We start from the raw sequence: 19,179 nt of genomic DNA on the forward strand, positions 1-19,179 counted from the left end.
TATACTGATGGGGCTTATGACACCAAGCAATGCCGTCAGCTAATCGCAGACCGACAAGCGCATGCGGTGATTCCACCAAGAAAAAATGCGAGACCTTGGAAAGATACAAAGATTAGCTCACTAGAGCGAAATGAATTACTTCGAACCGTTAAACGTTTAGGCAGGACACTATGGAAAAAATGGTCAGGCTATCACCGTCGCAGTTTGGTTGAAACCAAGATGCATTGCATCAAATTATTAGGCGAAAAATTAATGGCAAGAAGCTTTCCCAGTCAAGTAAATGAAATTCATGCTCGTGTAGCCCTATTAAATAAATTTACGGAAATTGGCCGACCACATACCCAAGTTATGCCTTAAATTTTAGTGACTTAGGATAACTCTACCTTTAAAGACTCTATGCAACAAAGCCGTTACCCAGTGGTCAACTCTCAATGCGCGAGATGAAATAAATGAGCTGTTAAAAGAGATTGAAGAAAATACTGAATTTGAATTTAGTAAAGATTTAATTTTACGTGCAGGAATTATGTTGTCTGAAGTCAATAATTTAAGCTTTAAATTATCCAACTTTAATAAAGACAATATGCGGGTAATGGAAAATAATTGGGAACAAATTAAACTGGGCTTTATTAGCAGTTCGGAATTACTCAAAGAATTTGGCTTTGATCATAAAGCGTTGATTCATGATGTTGCGATATTGCCTATCGTATATTTTGTTTATCATAAATATTGTGTCAATTTGGATTTAGATAAAGCAAAAATCAAAATTGATAGCAATGATATTCAGTTAATGAAGCGCTGGCTGATTGAAAGTCTGCTTAAAAAAGGCATTTGGTCGAGTAATCTTGAGAGTCTACTTTTACATATCCGTAAGGCAATTGGAAAAACTGCTACAGTATTCCCATACGAAGCTGTAAAACAGGCTATGTTAGAAAAAGATAAAGCCTTAAGCTTTAACGAAGAAGATGTGCAGAATTTATGTCAGTTACGATACGGCAAAGATAATGAAATTAAAGCCTTATTGTTATTAGTGTTTCCTGATAGTCAACTTGTACGAACACATATCGATCATATTTATCCAAAAAGCATTTTTACACCTAAAAAAATGCAGAAGTTAAAAATTGTAAATGATGGGAGTAATAAGCTACAGAACCTAGCCAATACAGTGGTGAATTTGCAGTTAATTCCTGAATCGGTCAATATTCAAAAAAATGCGACTCAACCAGCTCAATGGCTCGAAAGCTTTTTTATGGGCAATCTCAGTTCGCAGCAACTTTATTTAACTAGTCAGTTAATTGATCAAATTCCACAAGATTTAAATCAATTTGAATGGTTCTGTCAGCAACGTCGAGAAAAAATTTGTACTAAACTGCGTAACTTACTTGACGTCAAACCAGTGAATAATTCTGTTTTTGACTATCCAGAACTGGGGGCGCTCAAATTATCTAAGGCACGTTTTTCATCTGATCAAATTAAATTTTTAGATAAACTGGGTGTTTGGTTAAATGTAGAAAATGAAAGCATTGATCTTAAATTTATGATGAATGTGGTGATGCATCATGCATTTAACACCAAAGTGAATAGCCAACCTGCCGACTCAATCAAAGCCTCTATTATTATGCAATTGCTTGATGTAACCAATGCTTTTGATAAGACGAAAGATTTACTTCCGCAAGCTTATCAAAGTGGTTATTTCATGATAGATGATGCGAGCAATTTAACGTCCTTTGAAATGGATGATTTTATTAATCGTGATTTAGAAGCATTTCTTAACCATGCAGAAGAGCGCTCAGTAACGATTATTAAAGCACGCTGTGGGATCGACGGTGTGGTGGGGCAGACTTTAGAACAAGTGGGGCAAAGCTTAGACCTTACACGTGAACGAATTCGCCAAGTCGAAAAAAATGCATTTCAGAACTTACGTGAACGAGTTCGTATCTCGGTGGATGTGATTTGGGAAAATTTAAACCAAAATGCAGACAGCGAATTTATGCAGTTATATCCTAAATTAGCTTCGCATTTTTCTAATCAAAATGATTTACTTAACTTTTTAGAGCTTCTGTGTTCATTTGATAAAAATGAGCTGGTACACATTATCAAGCCAAACATTAATGTAAACAGTCTACTTCAAGAGTGGTTTCTTCATCACAAGGCACCTATGCCGTGGGATACCGCAATTCATCAGATTGTAGATTTAGCAGGTTGTACGGAACGCGTTGCAAAAAATGCAATACATAATGCAGCAGAAAATGCAGATATTCTGTTTTCTGACCAAACTAAAACACCAGGGATTTACCCGAAGAACTTAAATAAAATGTATGCGGTTGTACATGCTGCATTGCATTTTAAAGATGGTGCAAATTTTAAAGAAATTTTGGAACGTGCGAACCAAGAAGGCTATAGCAAAGTTGAATTAAGCACACATCGCCTCGATCATTCAATTAATGAGGATGTTGAAGAAAACTATCTCTACCAGTCTGACCGTGGTGCGTACTGCCATATTAATGAATTTAATATCAGTTTTGCGGATCAAGAACTGATCTTTAAAGAAGTATTAGCGATTTTGTCACAGCAAACGCAGCAACAGTCTATGCATTTACGTATGGAAGCGTATGAAGTAAGTGATACTTTAAAACAATATGATTATTTTAAAATTCGCCACCTTATTCGTAACTGGGGGGTGGAGCATGGCATTTACTTTACAGGTAAATCGGGTGCCGACACGATTAGCTTAAATGAAGCAGTTAAGCCTCAAAGTCAATTACAAACCATTTTGAATTGGCTGGAACAAAGTAGCCGTCCACTCACACGTGATGATATTGCTAAAAAAATCCGTAGTGGCTCACAAAACCATGCATCTTTATATTTAAATGAGCTTATGCAAGCAGGTTCTGTAGTACGTGTAGCCGCATTGGAATACACCACACCGCAAAAAGCCTATAAAAATGTGGACATTCATAAACTTCATCAAGATATTGTGGCGTATTTGAAGTCGGTGAATAAGCCTGTAGATATTGGCATTATTGCGGAAAAAGTGAATCTAAAATATCACTACAATTATCCGAAAGCATGGTATTTACATTTGGTTAAAACCAGCAGTAAAGATTTGGAAGCGCAAAATATTCATACCTTCCATAACCTTATTTCTTTAGATGAAACCATTCATGGTGTTACGATTCATCAGATGATTCGAGATAACTTTAAGCAACTTGATGACTTAGACGGAATACATCGCTTTATTAATCAGCAGATTTTGGTCGGCAAAACTGAAGTGTATAACGCAATGAATAATATTCGAAATAATGCAGCTGTCATTTAACTCAGCCGTTTCATTTATAAGTTGCGCTTTGTTTCAAATATGAATGCATTGCGTAAAAGATAAATATTGCATTCAAAGACATCTGCTTTAAAAGTAGATGTCTTTTTTATGGTCTAGATGAATGGCATTTATGTCAACGAACTGCAACAGAGCCTTAAAATGAGGGGCATAATAATTGACGCGCTGTTTTATTGCGGTGGCTTCATGGATCGAATACTCATCCTGAATTGCAATTACATCAATACCAGCAACATTTGCAGCTTCAACCCCAATTAGTGAGTCTTCTACAATTAAGCATTCTGCAGCGCTGATACCAAAATGCTGTAGCGCCTTCAAATACATTTCTGGATGTGGCTTGATATTGGTGACACTTTCTCGAGTTAAGACTAAGTCAAAATCGTGTAAAAAGTTAAGTTTGCTGTAAATTGCCTGATTATTATGAGCATAGCGCTTCACATTATTCAAACTGGTTGTGGTGGTTAATGCAACTGCTATGCCACAGGCTTTTAAGCTTTTCACAAATTGATCTGCTTGTGGCTTCAGTCGAACAATATGATCTAGAAAATGCTGAGAAATCGCATAACGCTGTACTTTAATTTGCTCTGCACTTAGCTGTGAAATCTCATAACTTTCTTTAAGGAAGTTACAGTATTCTAAGTAAGAGTCTAAACAATGTTTATAGCTTTTTAATTGCTGGTCACGTTGTTTTTGTATGCTGTGTAAGTCGATTTGTTGCTGAGAAAATTGTTGAATTAATTGGGCATCAACCTGATTCCATATCCCGACGGAGTCAATTAAAGTCCCATCTAAATCAAAACAGACTAATTTTTTACCTTTTAGCACGTATCCATCCTATTGTATTTGTCGCTATTATCTCGTGTACATGGAATAAATAACAATAAAAGCTAATGTATTTTAAAATGATTTGAATGAATTATTTAGCTGGTTTTTTGTTGGCTTCACATGATAGACATAAATTTGTAATCCGCATGTAGATGAGGATGTATTACGCCCAAAGCATGTGTAACAATGCTAGAAAAAGCAGGTTATTCGCAGTACTATTTCAGCAGATTCTTTAAACCAACAATACAGGGATGTATTGTTTAACCTGATTTAATCTGAGGAAAAAAGCTGACGTGTTTGAATTGGACTGTAAGCTTCTAAGTGTATTTTTATATATTTACAAATTTAAAAGTGTTTCTTTGGCTGCTGAGCATTTAGACATGAGTCAGCCGACCGTGAGTAATATTTTAAATAAAATACGTCAGCATTATAAGGACCCACTTTTTTTGCGCATTGGTAATGAAATGTTGCCAACAGAATTGTCTAAGCAACTTTTTCCACTCGTGAGTGAAGCTTTAAGTAAGATTGAGGCGATCAATAATTTTAGTATTGATTTTGATCAAGCGATTTCAGATCAGCAATTTACTCTAGCTATGACCGATGTATCACATTTGGTCTTATTGCCTAAAATTTCGCAATATTTAAAAAAAAATGCCTCACATATCAGGCTCAATGTTCGCCCAATTACCACAGAAACCAGTTATCAAATGGCCAATGGTGAGATTGATTTGGCATTGGGCTTTTTGCCTCATTTGGAAAATGGTTTTTATCAACAAAAATTATTCGAGCAATATTATGTGGTTATTGCTGCCAAGGATCATCCACGTTTAACAGGTGAACATCTAACAACAGAGCAGTATTTGGCAGAATCCCATATAGATATTGATGCAGGGATGGGGCACTATCATATTGAAAATGAATTAATGAGTCTGGGCCTTAAGCGTGACATATTAATGCGTTTGCCGAGTTATTTGGGTGTTGGGCTGGTGGTGCAAGATACAGATGCGATTGCTACAGTGCCGTATTATCTCAGTGAAGTCTTACTGTCACGTGGTAATTTAAAAATTTTTGATGCTCCGATTGTTTTTCCAAGCTATGGTGTGAAGCAATATTGGCACATGTCTTGTCATCATAAAGCGAGCCATCAATGGTTACGTAATATGTTCCATGAAATCTTAGTGAAGTGAAAATACGATTAAAAGATCCCGCGCAGAAAATTGATTGCTAGACGTTTAGTGAATAAAAGAATAAGTATTCCACTAATAGATAAATGCAAATTTGTGCTAAACATTGTCAATTAACTTATTTTTCATCATAAGACTGACTCATTAATATGTGAATTAGTAATCACTTTTAATGAAAAAATATGAGCAGCAAATCAAAACCTTTAATTATTACGGCGATCGTCATTGTGGCGATTGCTGCTTTTGTTTATTTTCAAACTAAAAAATCTACTCCTGACACTTCAACGGCTGCAATTGCGCAAAAAGATCAAAAAGCGGTGGTTATTGCATATCAAACGGGTATTGATCCGAGCAAAGTGGCGCAGGCCAATGGCGACTATGAAAAAGACAGCCAACAAAAAATTGAGTGGAAAAAATTTGATACGGGTGCCGATGTTGTAAATGCTTTGGCATCAGGTGATGTCAGTATTGGCAATATTGGTACCAGTCCTTTAGCGGCTGCAGCCAGCCGTGATTTACCTATAGAGGTATTTTTTGTGGCAGCCAAACTTGGTGCTTCAGAAGCCTTAGTGGTGAGCAATAAATCAGGCATTCAAAAACCTGAAGACTTAAAGGGTAAAACCATTGCTGTGCCTTTTGTTTCTACAGCACATTACAGCCTGCTTTCTGCATTGAAGCATTGGAATTTATCTGAGGCTGAGGTCAAAATTATTAATTTGCGCCCGCCTGAAATTTCTGCAGCATGGGAACGTGGCGATATTGACGCGACTTATGTTTGGGAACCTGCTTTAAGCAAGGCGAGTGCCACAGGTAAAGTTCTGACCGATTCTAAGCAAGTTGCAGAATGGGGTGCGCCAACCTTTGATGTTTGGGTAGTTCGTAAAGACTTTGCAGAGCAAAATCCTGAGTTTTTAAAGTCCTTCGTTCAAACTTCTTTAAAGAAAATAGATGAATACAATCAAGATCCGAAAGCGTTTGAAACGAATACTGCTTATATCAATAGCATTGCGCAATTAACCGGTTCTGATGCGAAAGATATTCCATTACTTCTATCAGGCAATATTTATTTGAACCAGCAGCAGCAAGCTCAAAGCTTCAGCACAGATTTTGCCAAGAATATTTTAGATACAGCGACCTTTTTAAAAGCCCAAGGCAAAGTAGATAAAGTCAAAGCCGATTATAAGGGCAATGTGACCGCCTTATTTGTTCAGCCTTAAGGATGTGAAAATGAGTATCTTAAAAGCGGAAAATATTAGCCTGACCTATCCTGAACAAGAGGTGGCTGTACTAAAAAATATCAATTTGGACGTGCCTGAATCGACTTTAACGGTTGTACTTGGCGAGTCTGGCTGCGGTAAAACGACGCTTTTAAATATTTTGGCGGGTTTTCAGCAGGTGAGCGCAGGCCAAGTCAAAATTGATGATGAAGTTTTAACTGGCCCAGATGCTAGACGTGCGGTGGTCTTCCAAGAACATGCCTTACTGCCTTGGCTCAACGTGTCAGATAACGTAGCATTTTCCTTGAAATTAAAAGGCTTAAAAAGTGCAGAGATAAAGTCACAAGTCACATCAATTTTAGGGACTGTGGGCTTGTCGCATGTGGCAAATGCCAATATTTGGGAACTTTCAGGCGGTATGAAACAGCGCGTCGGTATTGCACGTGCTTTGATTAGTCATGCACCATTTATTTTGCTGGATGAACCCTTTGCAGCACTCGATGCATTTACTCGAGAAAGCATGCAGGAGTTTGTGCTGAATTTATGGATTAAAGAGAAGAAGGGCTTCTTTTTAATTACCCATGATATTGAAGAGGCGCTTTTGTTAAGCAATCAATTGGTACTGATGACAGCGCGCCCGGGGACAATTGTTGAAACGCTCAAGCTGGATTTTGCTGAGCGCTATAGAAAAGGTGAATCTATACGTGTGATTAAATCTGATCCGCAGTTTATTCAGCTGCGTGAAATGTTGTTTGAACGCTTAAAAGCGCAAAAATTACATGCGGTGGAGTCTTAATATGAATACGCAAATTCAAAAATTAAATAAGGCTCATCTCAGCGAAAATCGTGCAGAAGTAGCAACATTAAACAGAAGCTCTTCTATTTCTATATTTAGAAAAAATCTGCCACTTATTGTGAGCATCGGCAGTGTACTGAGCTTACTGGTACTTTGGTTTGTCGTAACAACTTTGAAAATTATTCCTGAGCTGTTTTTACCAAGCCCAGCAGCGGTATGGCAGAAGTTTATTGAAGTCAGCCAGCAAGGTTTTATGAAAGCCACGCTTTGGCAGCATTTGGCTGAAAGTATTGGCCGTGTGTTTAGCGCACTCATTGCTGCCATTGTGATTGGTGTACCTTTGGGTTTATGGATGGGACTGAACAAATGGGTACGCGCTGTATTTGATCCACTAGTGGAGCTACTCCGTCCCATTCCACCGCTTGCATACTTACCGCTTTTGGTGATTTGGTTTGGTATTGGTGAAACCACCAAAGTGTTGCTGATTTTCTTTTCAATTTTGGCGCCAATTATTATCAGCAGTGCCCATGGTGTGATCAGCCACCAAAAAAACCGTGAACGTGCAGCATTATCTTTAGGCGCAACGCGCTTGCAGGTTTTGCAATATGTGATTTTACCTACAGCTTTGCCGCACATATTAACGGGTGTGCGCATTGGCTTGGGCGTGGGCTGGTCAACACTAGTGGCTGCAGAATTAGTTGCTGCTGATCGCGGTATTGGTTTTATGGTGCAGTCAGCTGCTCAGTTCTTAATTACAGATACTGTGATTCTTGGAATTATTGTGATCGCGATTGTCGCAGTAAGTTTTGAGTTATTTTTACGTTGGCTGCAAAAGCAGTTGGCGCCTTGGTATGGCCAACAGCTGTAAACAGATTTAGAGATTGAAGAAGATTTAATTATGTCATTGCAAGCAAAGCAAATTAATCCAAACATTGGCGCTGTTATTGAAGGTATTGATTTAAACCATGCCGATACACCGTTGTTGCTAAAAATAAAACAGGCACTATTGCAGCGTCAAGTAATCTTTTTTAGAAAGCAGGCGCTTAGCGCACAGTCGCAAGTGAGGTTGGCAAAAACCTTTGGTACTTTGCATATTCATCCGATTTACCCTGCGATGGATGATGCACCGGAAGTGATTGTATTGGATAGCCATAGACAAGATTTAAGAGACAATGATCTTTGGCATACTGATGTGACATTTAGTCAAACACCGCCATTGGGCTGTGTGCTGCAAGCCATTAAAATCCCTGAATTTGGCGGAGATACGCTGTGGGCCAGCGGTACAGCTGCTTTTAATGCGCTCAGTGAAGATTTAAAACAGCAACTACGCGGTTTAACAGCAACACATGATATTCGTAAATCTTTTCCATTAGAGCGCTTTGGCGCAACAGCAGTAGACCGCGAAAGGCTTGAAAATAGTTTCCGTAAAAACCCGCCAGTAGTGCATCCAGTTGTGCGTACACACCCTGAAACTGGTGCTGAAGTGTTGTTTGTGAATGAAGGTTTTACGACGCATATTAACGAACTGAATGCACAAGAGAGCGATGCGTTGCTGACATTCTTGTTTGAACATGCGGTGAAGGAAGAATTTCACTTACGCTGGAAATGGCAAGAAGGTGATGTTGCCATTTGGGACAACCGCTGTACGCAGCACAAAGCGCTGTTTGACTATGGCGATGCGCACCGCATTATGCATCGTGCAACTGTGAATGGCTCGATACCATTTTATAAAGCAGCAGATTAAAAGCGACAGCAGCTGTTTGCAAACATCACAGGAAAGGCCCAATGCTGACATTGGGCCTTTTTATTTTGAAGAAATCTAAAAAAGATAAATTCAAAAATACTTAACCATGATTGCACATGCACAAGGATGATGCATACCTAAGCAGATGCACAGTTCAAAAATAGCGCAATTTAAAATCAATACTGTAGCTTAAGCATCAAAACGAACCCTAAAACCTTAGTAATACGATTTATTTAAATCGTATTACTAAATTGGCACAGCCTTTGCATTTCTACTTACATCATAAAGTGATCTAGGGTTCCGATGCATTTATATGTATGACCGCGACCGAGAGTTCACGGCTTCGTTTTAATTCAAAGCAAAGCTGCACGGAGGGATAAAAGCCCGGGAGGTAAACAGTTAAGAATTAGGCAGAGGCTGCAATGAGCACAAAACATTATCATGACGATAAAGCACTATGGACTGAACTTTTACCGGGTGGACACCACTGGTCAGCGCGTATTCAGCGTGGCGCTGTATTACAGCTTAAATCGCTAGGGCAAAATGCCAATGTGGCGCTTTACTGTGTAAATAGTGAAGATAAGCTCGAACGCTACAACATGCCAGATAGCCTTAAAGGGCAGCACACGGCATATTTAAGTACAGGTCATATTTTGGCATCGGATTTAGGCCGTGCCATGATCTCGATTGTGAAAGATGATCACGCTTGGAATGATGCTTTTTGTGCACCAAGTACGGCATCGCAAATTGAAAACCAATTCGGCAACAAAACTTTCCAAGATGCCCGTAATGATATGTACCGTAATGGCAAAGATAGCTTATTGCTTGAAATGACCAAGTTTGGCTTATCTGCAACAGACCTCAGCAGTACCTTAAATTTATTCTCTAAAGTTCAACCTGATGACAATGGCAACTTAAGTTATGTTGCATCGGACAATACAAATCAAGTCATTGAACTGCGTTTTGAAATGGATTGTTTGGTCTTTTTATCCAGTACACCACATGGATTATCTCAAGCAGAAGAATATAAACCTGCTGATGTACAACTAAGCTTATTTAAAGCCAATCCTTTAGATGAAACAGATGTATGCCGAGATTCATGTCCGCAAAATCAGCGTGCGTTCCAAAACAACAATCGTTACTACGCACTTAGCGCACTTTAATTTTGGGGAGAATTAAAATGTCTGTATTTCATACATTAGAAAAAACAGTATTAGATCAGGTATGTCCTGCTGGCGAAGCTTGGATGTGCGAAGTCAAAAAAGGGCAGTATTTCCGTATCGTTGACCTCGAAGGCAATCAAGCGGTGGATACGCTATTTATCTCAAGCCATAACCCTGAGGAACGTTATAGTGCAACGGATACCTTAGCCATTAACCAACAGATTTATTTAGAAAAAGGCACAGCGCTATACACTAACTTTGGCAACAAAATTGCCACCATCCATGACGATAACTGTGGCCGTCATGACACCTTAGGCGGTGCATGTTCATGTGAAAGCAACACTGTTCGCTATGCACATGACAAATTCCCAATGCACAGTTGCCGTAATAATTTCATGATTGCACTTTCTCAGCATCCGATTGCCAAAAAACATGGCTTAAATGTGCGCCATATCGGCCCAAATATTAACTTCTTTATGAATGTGCCTGTGACCGCTGAGGGACATTTGAAATTTGATGACGGTATTTCTGCACCGGGTAAATATGTCGAGATTAAAGCCGAAATGGATTTAATCGTCCTCATTTCCAATTGCCCACAACTGAATAATCCATGTAATGCCTATAACCCAACAAAAATTCAATTGATCATCCGTGACGGTGAGGAGTAATACCATGTTCAATAAAGTCCTCATTGCCAACCGTGGTGCAATTGCTTGCCGTGTGATCCGTACACTGAAAAAATTAGGCATTCAGTCCGTTGCAGTGTATTCAGAAGCAGACCGTGATTCTTTGCATGTGACCTTGGCGGATGAAGCTGTATTTATTGGCGATAGTCCTGCCAGCCAAAGCTATTTAAATGTCGATAAAATTTTAGAAGTCGCAAAACAAACAGGTGCTGAAGCGATTCATCCGGGCTATGGTTTCTTGTCTGAAAATGCTGAATTTTGTGATCTCTGTGAAGCGCAAGGCATTGTATTTTTAGGGCCAAATTCGGCGCAAATGAAATCCTTTGGCTTAAAACATACCGCACGTGAACTCGCGATTCAAGCCAATGTACCACTTCTTCCGGGCAGTCAGCTTTTGGCTGATGAAGCCGAAGCACTGCTTGAAGCCAATCGTATTGGTTATCCTGTGATGCTGAAAAGTACCGCGGGCGGTGGCGGTATTGGTATGCGTTTGGTGTGGAATGAAGAAGAGCTGAAAGATGCTTATTCTACAGTGTCATATCTTGCCCAAGCCAACTTTAAAGACGCAGGTTTATATTTAGAGAAATTTGTACAGAATGCCCGTCATATCGAAGTGCAGATTTTTGGTGATGGTAATGGCTTAATCTTGGCACTTGGCGAGCGTGATTGTTCGGTACAACGTCGTAACCAAAAAGTGGTGGAAGAAACCCCAGCACCACATATCAATGATGAGCAACGTGCCTATATTCAATCGGTTGCGATTGGGCTGATGCAGTCGGTGAGTTACCGCTCGGCAGGCACAGTTGAATTTGTGATGGATACCGACACGCAAGAATTCTACTTCTTAGAAGTGAATACCCGCCTGCAAGTCGAACATGGCGTGACGGAACAAGTCTTTGGTGTAGACCTTGTGGAATGGATGGTGACTCTCGGTAGTGGGGATTGGATTGCACCAACAGCACCACTTGAATCGAAAGGTCATTCGATTCAAGTACGTTTATATGCTGAAGACCCTATCAAGAACTTCCAGCCAAGTGCAGGTTTACTTACACATGTCGAGTTTGATAGCCATGCCCGTAATGAAACGTGGGTGGAAACGGGTTCTAATGTCTCATCATTTTATGACCCGATGATTGCTAAAATTATTGTGACTTCGGGCGATCGTGACTCTGCAATCGTTGCAATGACCGCAACACTCGCGAAAACATCGGTTGCAGGCATCGAAACTAATCTTGAATATCTACAAAATATTATCGACTGTGATGTATTTAAAGCCGGTACGCAAACCACACGATTCTTAAATACATTCGAGTGGAAAACTCAAAAAATTGAAGTGTTGCAATCAGGCATTCAAACTTCTGTGCAAGATGTCACAGGTCGTTTGGGCTATTGGGATGTGGGTGTGCCACCATCAGGTGCGATTGATCCGCTGTCACTTAATGTTGCGAATCAATTGTTAGGCAATGCATATAACACGGCAGGGCTTGAATGTACTTTGCAAGGACCAAGCTTAAAATTCCACTGTGATAGCCAAATTGTATTGGCGGGTGGTGATATGCCATCAACCCTTGATGGTGTGGCTGTGCCAATGTGGCAAACTGTGAATGTGCGTAAAGGTCAGATTCTAAAATGTGGAAAAATCGCCACAGGTTGTCGTACTTATATCGGGATTAAAGGTGGTTTGAATGTGCCTGAATATTTAGGTTCACAAGCGACCTTTACCCTTGGTCAGTTTGGTGGTCATGCCGGTCGTAATTTATTGATTGGCGATATGTTGCCGATCACTATATTTACATCGGATGAAGTGAAAGCCTTAGCGCCTGAACAAGTGCCAACGTTTAGTCATGAATGGGAAATTGCGGTGATGTACGGCCCGCATGGTGCACCAGACTTCTTCACTAAAAAAGATATTGATACCTTCTTTGCCAATACTTTTGAGATTCACTTTAACTCAAGCCGTACAGGTATTCGTTTGATTGGTCCAAAACCTGAATGGGCACGTGAGGATGGTGGTGAAGCAGGTCTGCATCCATCCAATATTCATGACAATGCATACGCGATTGGTGCGATTGATTTCACGGGCGATATGCCGATTATCTTGGGTCCAGATGGTCCAAGTTTAGGAGGCTTTGTTTGTCCTGCGGTGATTGTCAGCTCTGAACTGTGGAAAGTCGGACAGCTTAAAGCCGGCGATAAAGTGAAATTTGTGCCGATTTCGTATGATCAAGCGCAGATACTGAATCAAAAATACAGCGCAGGATTTAAAGACACTGAGCTTGCACAGGTCGATTTTTCTGCAAGTTTTAGCGCAGAAATGGATACCTTAGAGGATGCAATTTTAGCAACCCAAGCAGGTGAAAATGCTGCGCCTGATGTAGTGTATCGTCCTGCGGGTAATAGCTACATGCTGGTAGAATATGGCGAATTGGTTTTAGATCTAAACCTGCGTTTCCGTATTCATGCATTGATGCAATGGGTGAAAGATCAAAATATTGCAGGGATTATTGACCTTACACCGGGCATTCGTTCGCTACAAATCCATTTTGATTCTTTGGTTTTAGATCAAAAAGCTTTGTTGGCATTATTACAACAAGCAGAAAGCGAATTGCCAGATGTGACGGAAATGGAAGTGCCATCACGTACGGTTTATTTACCGCTGGCATGGGAAGATTCGCAAACGCAATTGGCGACTGAACGCTATATGCAAACTGTGCGTCCAGATGCGCCGTGGTGCCCTGATAACGTTGAGTTTATTCGCCGTATCAATGGTTTAAAATCTAAACAAGCCGTTAAAGATGTGGTGTATAGCACCAACTATTTAGTGATGGGCTTGGGTGATGTGTACTTAGGCGCACCTGTAGCCACACCGCTTGATCCACGCCATCGCCTCGTGACCACCAAATATAACCCTGCACGTACGTGGACGCCTGAAAATGCCGTGGGTATTGGCGGTGCGTATATGTGTGTCTATGGCATGGAAGGCCCCGGTGGTTATCAGTTTGTCGGTCGTACCACGCAAATGTGGTCTCGTTACCGTAAAAACCCTGACTTTGAACAAGGTATGCCGTGGTTATTGCGCTTCTTTGACCAAATTAAGTTTTATGAAGTCTCTGAGTCTGAGCTTATGCAAATGCGTGAGGACTTTAAAGCAGGCCGCTTAAAACTGCGTGTGGAAGAAGGCATACTGAACCTGAAAGAATATAACGAATTCCTGACTGAAAATGCAGAATCTATTTCTGCGTTTAAGTCTGTGCAACAAGCCAATTTTGATGAAGAACGCCGCCGTTGGCATGAAGCAGGACTTGCAGAGTATGTTTCTGAAAGTTTGGATGCGGTGACTGATGATAGTGATATTCAAATTCCAGAAGGTGGTTGTGCGGTAGAATCTCACATGCCGGGAAGTATTTGGAAAATTGAATGTAAATCGGGTGATATTGTGGAAGAAGGTGCAACCTTAGCGGTAATTGAAGCGATGAAAATTGAGATTCCAATTATTGCACCTGAGCGCATGATAGTTTCGGAAATTACCATTGAAAAAGGGCAGACGGTGAAAACAGGGCAGGTGTTGTTTACGTTGTCGCCAGTGGCATAAAAAATCCTCCTTAACCCTCCTTTGAAAATGGAGGCAATTTTAAGACCGTCCATAAGGGCGGTTTTTGATTAGTGCTTGCTTATAACGACAATTGTCGATATGATAAATTTAATACAGCCGCCACGCTTAGTTCTTCTTTGGAAGTCCGCGCAACCTTGGCGGTTTTTTATGCTCAAATATAATGAATTATGCTGAAAACCTATAATAAAAATCCACTATCTTATACGGAACAGGTCAATCACCTGAAAGCCAAAGGAATGATTATTCATAATCATGCTTGGGCTGAAACTGTACTTTCGAAATATGGTTATTATCGATTGAGTGCATATTGGCATCCTGATCGAATTTATATCGATGGTCAAATTACCGATCATTTTAGGTCAGGAACATATTTAGAAAAAGTTGTTCAAATTTATGAGTTTGATACAGAATTAAGATTACATATTTTTAGTGCAATTGAAGTCATAGAAACTTTCTTACGTACAAAAATCACTTATTTTATGGCTCATCAATATGGTGCATTTGGTGTGTATTGTGAGGGAAATTTTCATCCAAAATTTAATCATAAGGCATTTATTAAAAATTGTGACAAAGAAGTTGAACGCTCTAAAGATACGTTTATTCAGCATTTTGAACAGAATTATAAGGGCTATCCACACATTCCAATATGGATGCTGACTGAAATTTTAAGCTTAGGTTCATTGTCATTTTTATATCATGGACTGGAAAATAACCAAAAATTAAATAAAGAAGATAAAAAAGCTATTTCACAGCATTTTAATATTCATCACGAGAAATTAGCAGATTGGCTACACATATTAACGTATGTCCGAAATGTATGTGCCCACCATGGACGGCTTTGGAATAGAGAGTTGGCCATTAAAGCGAAATTGGATAAAGATGAAAATTGGCAGTCACCCATCACACCAACCAATAAACGCATTTTTTATGTATTGCTCATATTAAAAACGATGTTACGCCCAACAGGTTTTGACGCAGAGTGGTGTAGTCAAATGAATACTATACTTAAACCGATTTTAAGGGATGAAAATTGGCGTATGGCAATGGGTTTTCCAAATCATTGGGAAAACCATCCAATATGGATTCTTTAATGAATACTCGATTATAAATAAAAACCTTCTTAGGCAGGTTTAGCCGTGATTGAAGCCATTAAAATTGAGATTGCGATTATTACGCCTAATGTATGGTGGTTTTAGAAATTACAATTGAAAGTTGGCAAACGGTGAACATGGGGTGGTGGTTTAAGTTATCACCAATGGTTTGATAAATAATAATTAAAAGACCATCAGTAAGAGCGGTCTTTTTCTAATTTGAATTACATTTTTCAATATGTTTGAAAATTCGTTCACATAGATCTTTACCTTTTGGAGTGAGTTGCCAATCAGGATTTTCATCAAAATCTTTGATAATTTCACGACAGAAATCTAGTTTATATTTGATCGTTCCAACACCTTGCCCATCAGAAAACAAAGTTTGTTGAGTTTTAGATGAGGTTTTTTTTAATTTACTATCCAAAAGCTTACCAATACCAAATTCTTTATGATCGAAGTAATTTTCCTCAGTAATATTGTTAATTAAAGAAATATCATAGCTATCTTTAGTTTTAGATTTCATGCGATTAAATCTTTGAATCGCTACTCTAATAAGAGAATCTTGAGGTAAGGTATTTTCTGTTTCCTTACAACTAAGAATAAAATAATTTTCTTTATTCAGTTCTGATTTTAATATTTGAACACGGTCAGCTTTACCTTGAATATCACCATCTGCAATCAGTAACATTTCACTTGCGACAGCTTTAGCACTTAACCCTTTATCTTCTAATTGATCGGCATAATTATCATCAAAAGACCAATGTGTTAAATTGCTCCCAGCATATTCCACGAATGTATAGTGATAATTAGGCATGAAACGACGATAATTTTTATAAAGTTGTTCATCTGAGTTTTCTAATTCAGCTAAATATTTTTCCATATATTTAGTGATATAAAGCCGATCGGTAATGCCTTCTACCCAAATCGTACAGTTTGCCAAATAGACAGAAGACGGACGCACACCTAATGAAGCAAGTAAGTCACGATCCCGGTCACAGCGATAAATTTTAAAATCAAATTCGTTTGATGAGCCAGCTTTAGGTTGTTTAACAAACTTTTGTATCATCACTTGATCTGATTCATCCGCCATATCAAGTAAGTGATTTGAATGTGTAGTAAAGAAATAGTAATGAGGTGTTTCGTTTAAGTAGAAATTCATTAATTGACGAACCATACCTGCATGCATGTGCAGTTCTGGTTCTTCTATGAAAAAGGCATGCGTTTCTGGTTTGCCTTCTTTGTCTTTACTTTTTATATAAGCTTCATAAGTTAAGATTATCGCTTGTTGTAAGCCATCACCCAACTGTGAAATAGGGAATTGTTGATCTTGACCAATTTTAATATTTACAACATCTTGATCATGTTTAGGGATTAGTGAAACAGTTTCATTGTCAAAAAAATACTGACTTAATTTTTCTTCATAATCTTTAATTAGTTCACGTTGCTCGGGTTCACCTAAAAGATGAATCTTAAGTTCATGGTATAAGCACTCACCAGTAATAATATTATTAGAGTTGAATTTATTTGTATCTGAAAAATAATCTTTTTGGGCTCGTTCGATGTATGGCTGTCTATTTTGTTGCTCTGTGACAGGACGCATACCACGTAGAATTGGAATATATAGTTTCTCATTTGAGAAGAAAGGTTGTAATTCAATACGAGTAATCTTATTTTCTAACCGTTGAACTAAGTCTTTGAGATTATGGTTTTGATTGATTGGATTAAGTTCGTAATTATTTAATACACTTTTAGTGTCACGCACAATTTCATAAACTCTATCAAACTGAAAAGACAAGGAGTTCAATTCAGAAAGTTTGCTCTCAATACCAAATTTATCACGAACTGTTACGTCAGTTTTACCATCTGTATACCATTGACGGTCATTGTCGTAGACTCTAGGTCGTCGGAAATTATTTGCATTAATAAAATCAATTAAGTCTTTTAATTCTTTTGATAGGTCAAATTTTTGGTAATATTTAAAATGTTGTCGAGTCATAAATAGTTTTCTTAAAAACCTACTCTTACCCGCATTATTTTTACCAATAAAAAAGTTAAGACGTTTGATTTCTATGATTTCATCATATGAAACATCATTGTCAGAACTATAGTTTTCTAAATTTTCAGCCCAATAATATAATTTTTCTGTCATAAAGCCCCCTAAATATAGGAGCTAATTTAGCAGTAGTGTTTTGCTTTTCAAAGCAATTCAAGAAATTTTGAACAAGCACAAATTTAAAGTCACTAAATAAAGGCGAGATACAATCTATCCTCTTGTTAAATTACAATAGGTCTTAGCTTTACAAAGTTTGTCACTATGAATTTCATACATGAAATACCATTAAAATAAATCATTTCATTCATATAGCACTATCCATTACGCTAAATACAACTTCTGTATTTCCCGTTACAAGCTCAAGGCATGGATAGAACAATATGAGCCAACTTAATTTCGCGATCGTCGATCCGCATATTCACCAATGGGACCCATATACCACACCGCATACAGCAGGACGCCTCGTAAAGCTATTGGGTAAACATCCCAAACTTATGCATGCCTTGATTCATGCGGTAAAGCCTAAACCTTTATTAGAAACCGTCGGCCACCCAGAACATATATTAAAACCGTATTTACCGCAGGATTATAAAAAAGATTGCGGGAACTATATGGTGGAAGCCGTGGCGCATATAGAAGCCAGTTGGCATCATCACAAAGGATTTGGTGTGGTGGAAGAAACCCAGTGGATCAAACAGCTGCCATTCCATACACAACAGTTAAAACTTGGCGCTATCGTTGCCACGGCCGATCCGCGCGACCGTAAATTTAAAAAAATCTTAGAGGCACATCAGCAGGCCAGTCCGTTATTTCGCGGTATTCGAAAAATGGCATCCTGGCACCCCGATGCTGGAATTCACCGCTGGTGTGATCAGTCGAATTTATATACGCAGAAATCATTCTTAAAAGGCTTCGAACATCTGGCGGATATGCAGCTCAGTTTTGATGCATGGGGTTATGCAAACCAAATAAATGATATCAAAAGCTTAGCGCAAAATTTCCCAAATACACCGATTATGCTTGACCACTTGGCAACACCTGTAGGGCTGTTTGGAAAAGTCGGGAAATCCACGGGATACAAACCTTCACAGCGGAAGGCTATTTTTCAGCAATGGAAAGATGACATTAGCCATTTGGCAGAGCAGAAAAATGTACATGCCAAAATTTCAGGCTTAATGATGCCAGTGCTAGGTCATGGTTATTTTCGGGCTAAGCGGACAGCAACTGTCAATGAAATGGTCGAGCTATTAAGTCCTATGATTGAACATGCTGTGGCAGTGTTTGGTACATATCGGATTGTATATGCATCAAATTATCCCATGGATAAACCCAATGCCAAACTGACCGATTTGATAAAAGCATATATACACATGCTGTCGCCTTATGGGGCAGAAAATTTGCAAAAAATGATGCGGGATAATGCCATCGCATTTTATAAGATGGATTTAAAAAAGACTTAAATACATATGGTTA

14 protein-coding genes and 1 riboswitch are annotated in these 19,179 nt (G+C 38.9%); of the genes, 12 read left to right on the plus strand and 2 right to left on the minus strand.

The genetic code is table 11. The features are described 5' to 3' along the window. A partial coding sequence (locus HYG93_RS07695; RefSeq protein WP_178962265.1) for an IS5 family transposase occupies positions 1 to 357 on the plus strand: 357 nt, incomplete at its 5' end. A 166-nt stretch (positions 358 to 523) separates the two neighbouring features. Next, positions 524 to 3,316: a sigma factor-like helix-turn-helix DNA-binding protein gene (locus HYG93_RS07700; RefSeq protein WP_106984429.1), complete on the plus strand. Its 2,793-nt coding sequence runs from the start codon at positions 524 to 526 to the stop codon at positions 3,314 to 3,316. Between the two features lie 87 nt (positions 3,317 to 3,403). Here HYG93_RS07700 and HYG93_RS07705 read toward each other — a convergent pair whose 3' ends face one another. Next, positions 3,404 to 4,159 (minus strand): HAD family phosphatase, encoded by a 756-nt coding sequence (locus tag HYG93_RS07705; RefSeq protein WP_106984428.1) that lies wholly within the window; start codon positions 4,157 to 4,159, stop codon positions 3,404 to 3,406. Positions 4,160 to 4,452: 293 nt separating this feature from the next. Between HYG93_RS07705 and HYG93_RS07710 the strand changes: the two genes are divergently transcribed. The 9 genes from HYG93_RS07710 to HYG93_RS07750 all read left to right on the plus strand — a co-directional run bounded on the left by HYG93_RS07710 (position 4,453) and on the right by HYG93_RS07750 (position 15,653). Next, positions 4,453 to 5,346, plus strand: coding sequence for a LysR family transcriptional regulator (locus HYG93_RS07710; protein ID WP_106984427.1), 894 nt, complete (start codon positions 4,453 to 4,455; stop codon positions 5,344 to 5,346). A gap of 179 nt (positions 5,347 to 5,525) precedes the next feature. Beyond that, positions 5,526 to 6,560, plus strand: coding sequence for a taurine ABC transporter substrate-binding protein (gene tauA, locus HYG93_RS07715; protein ID WP_106984426.1), 1,035 nt, complete (start codon positions 5,526 to 5,528; stop codon positions 6,558 to 6,560). A gap of 10 nt (positions 6,561 to 6,570) precedes the next feature. Next, positions 6,571 to 7,356: a taurine ABC transporter ATP-binding protein gene (locus tag HYG93_RS07720; protein ID WP_106984425.1), complete on the plus strand. Its 786-nt coding sequence runs from the start codon at positions 6,571 to 6,573 to the stop codon at positions 7,354 to 7,356. 1 nt (position 7,357) lies between these two features. Beyond that, positions 7,358 to 8,224 carry a taurine ABC transporter permease TauC gene (tauC, locus tag HYG93_RS07725; protein WP_120365600.1) on the plus strand — a complete coding sequence of 289 codons (867 nt, stop codon included), beginning with the start codon at positions 7,358 to 7,360 and terminating at the stop codon, positions 8,222 to 8,224. Positions 8,225 to 8,254: 30 nt separating this feature from the next. Next, positions 8,255 to 9,100, plus strand: coding sequence for a taurine dioxygenase (gene tauD, locus HYG93_RS07730; protein ID WP_120365599.1), 846 nt, complete (start codon positions 8,255 to 8,257; stop codon positions 9,098 to 9,100). A 281-nt stretch (positions 9,101 to 9,381) separates the two neighbouring features. Next, a riboswitch (guanidine-I (ykkC/yxkD leader) is annotated at positions 9,382 to 9,493 on the plus strand. 29 nt (positions 9,494 to 9,522) lie between these two features. After that, positions 9,523 to 10,263 carry an urea amidolyase associated protein UAAP1 gene (locus HYG93_RS07735; RefSeq protein WP_120365598.1) on the plus strand — a complete coding sequence of 247 codons (741 nt, stop codon included), beginning with the start codon at positions 9,523 to 9,525 and terminating at the stop codon, positions 10,261 to 10,263. Positions 10,264 to 10,280: 17 nt separating this feature from the next. After that, a complete protein-coding gene (locus HYG93_RS07740; RefSeq protein ID WP_120365597.1) occupies positions 10,281 to 10,931 on the plus strand; it encodes an urea amidolyase associated protein UAAP2 in 651 nt (216 codons plus the stop codon). Between the two features lie 4 nt (positions 10,932 to 10,935). Beyond that, a complete protein-coding gene (uca, locus tag HYG93_RS07745; RefSeq protein WP_120365596.1) occupies positions 10,936 to 14,541 on the plus strand; it encodes an urea carboxylase in 3,606 nt (1,201 codons plus the stop codon). A 188-nt stretch (positions 14,542 to 14,729) separates the two neighbouring features. After that, entirely contained in the window at positions 14,730 to 15,653 is a 924-nt protein-coding gene (locus HYG93_RS07750; RefSeq protein ID WP_120363692.1) for an Abi family protein, read from the plus strand. Between the two features lie 214 nt (positions 15,654 to 15,867). Here the strand turns inward: HYG93_RS07750 and HYG93_RS07755 are convergent, their stop codons facing one another. Beyond that, positions 15,868 to 17,802, minus strand: a complete 1,935-nt coding sequence (locus HYG93_RS07755) for an AAA family ATPase (protein ID WP_120365594.1) — start codon at positions 17,800 to 17,802, stop codon at positions 15,868 to 15,870. 284 nt (positions 17,803 to 18,086) lie between these two features. Here HYG93_RS07755 and HYG93_RS07760 point away from each other — a divergent pair, with 284 nt between their 5' ends. Next, entirely contained in the window at positions 18,087 to 19,166 is a 1,080-nt protein-coding gene (locus tag HYG93_RS07760; protein WP_120365593.1) for an amidohydrolase, read from the plus strand. Positions 19,167 to 19,179 lie beyond the last annotated feature (13 nt).

Origin of the sequence: Acinetobacter sp. SwsAc6, from assembly GCF_013391565.1 — a bacterium.
Classification (GTDB): Bacteria; Pseudomonadota; Gammaproteobacteria; order Pseudomonadales; family Moraxellaceae; genus Acinetobacter; species Acinetobacter cumulans.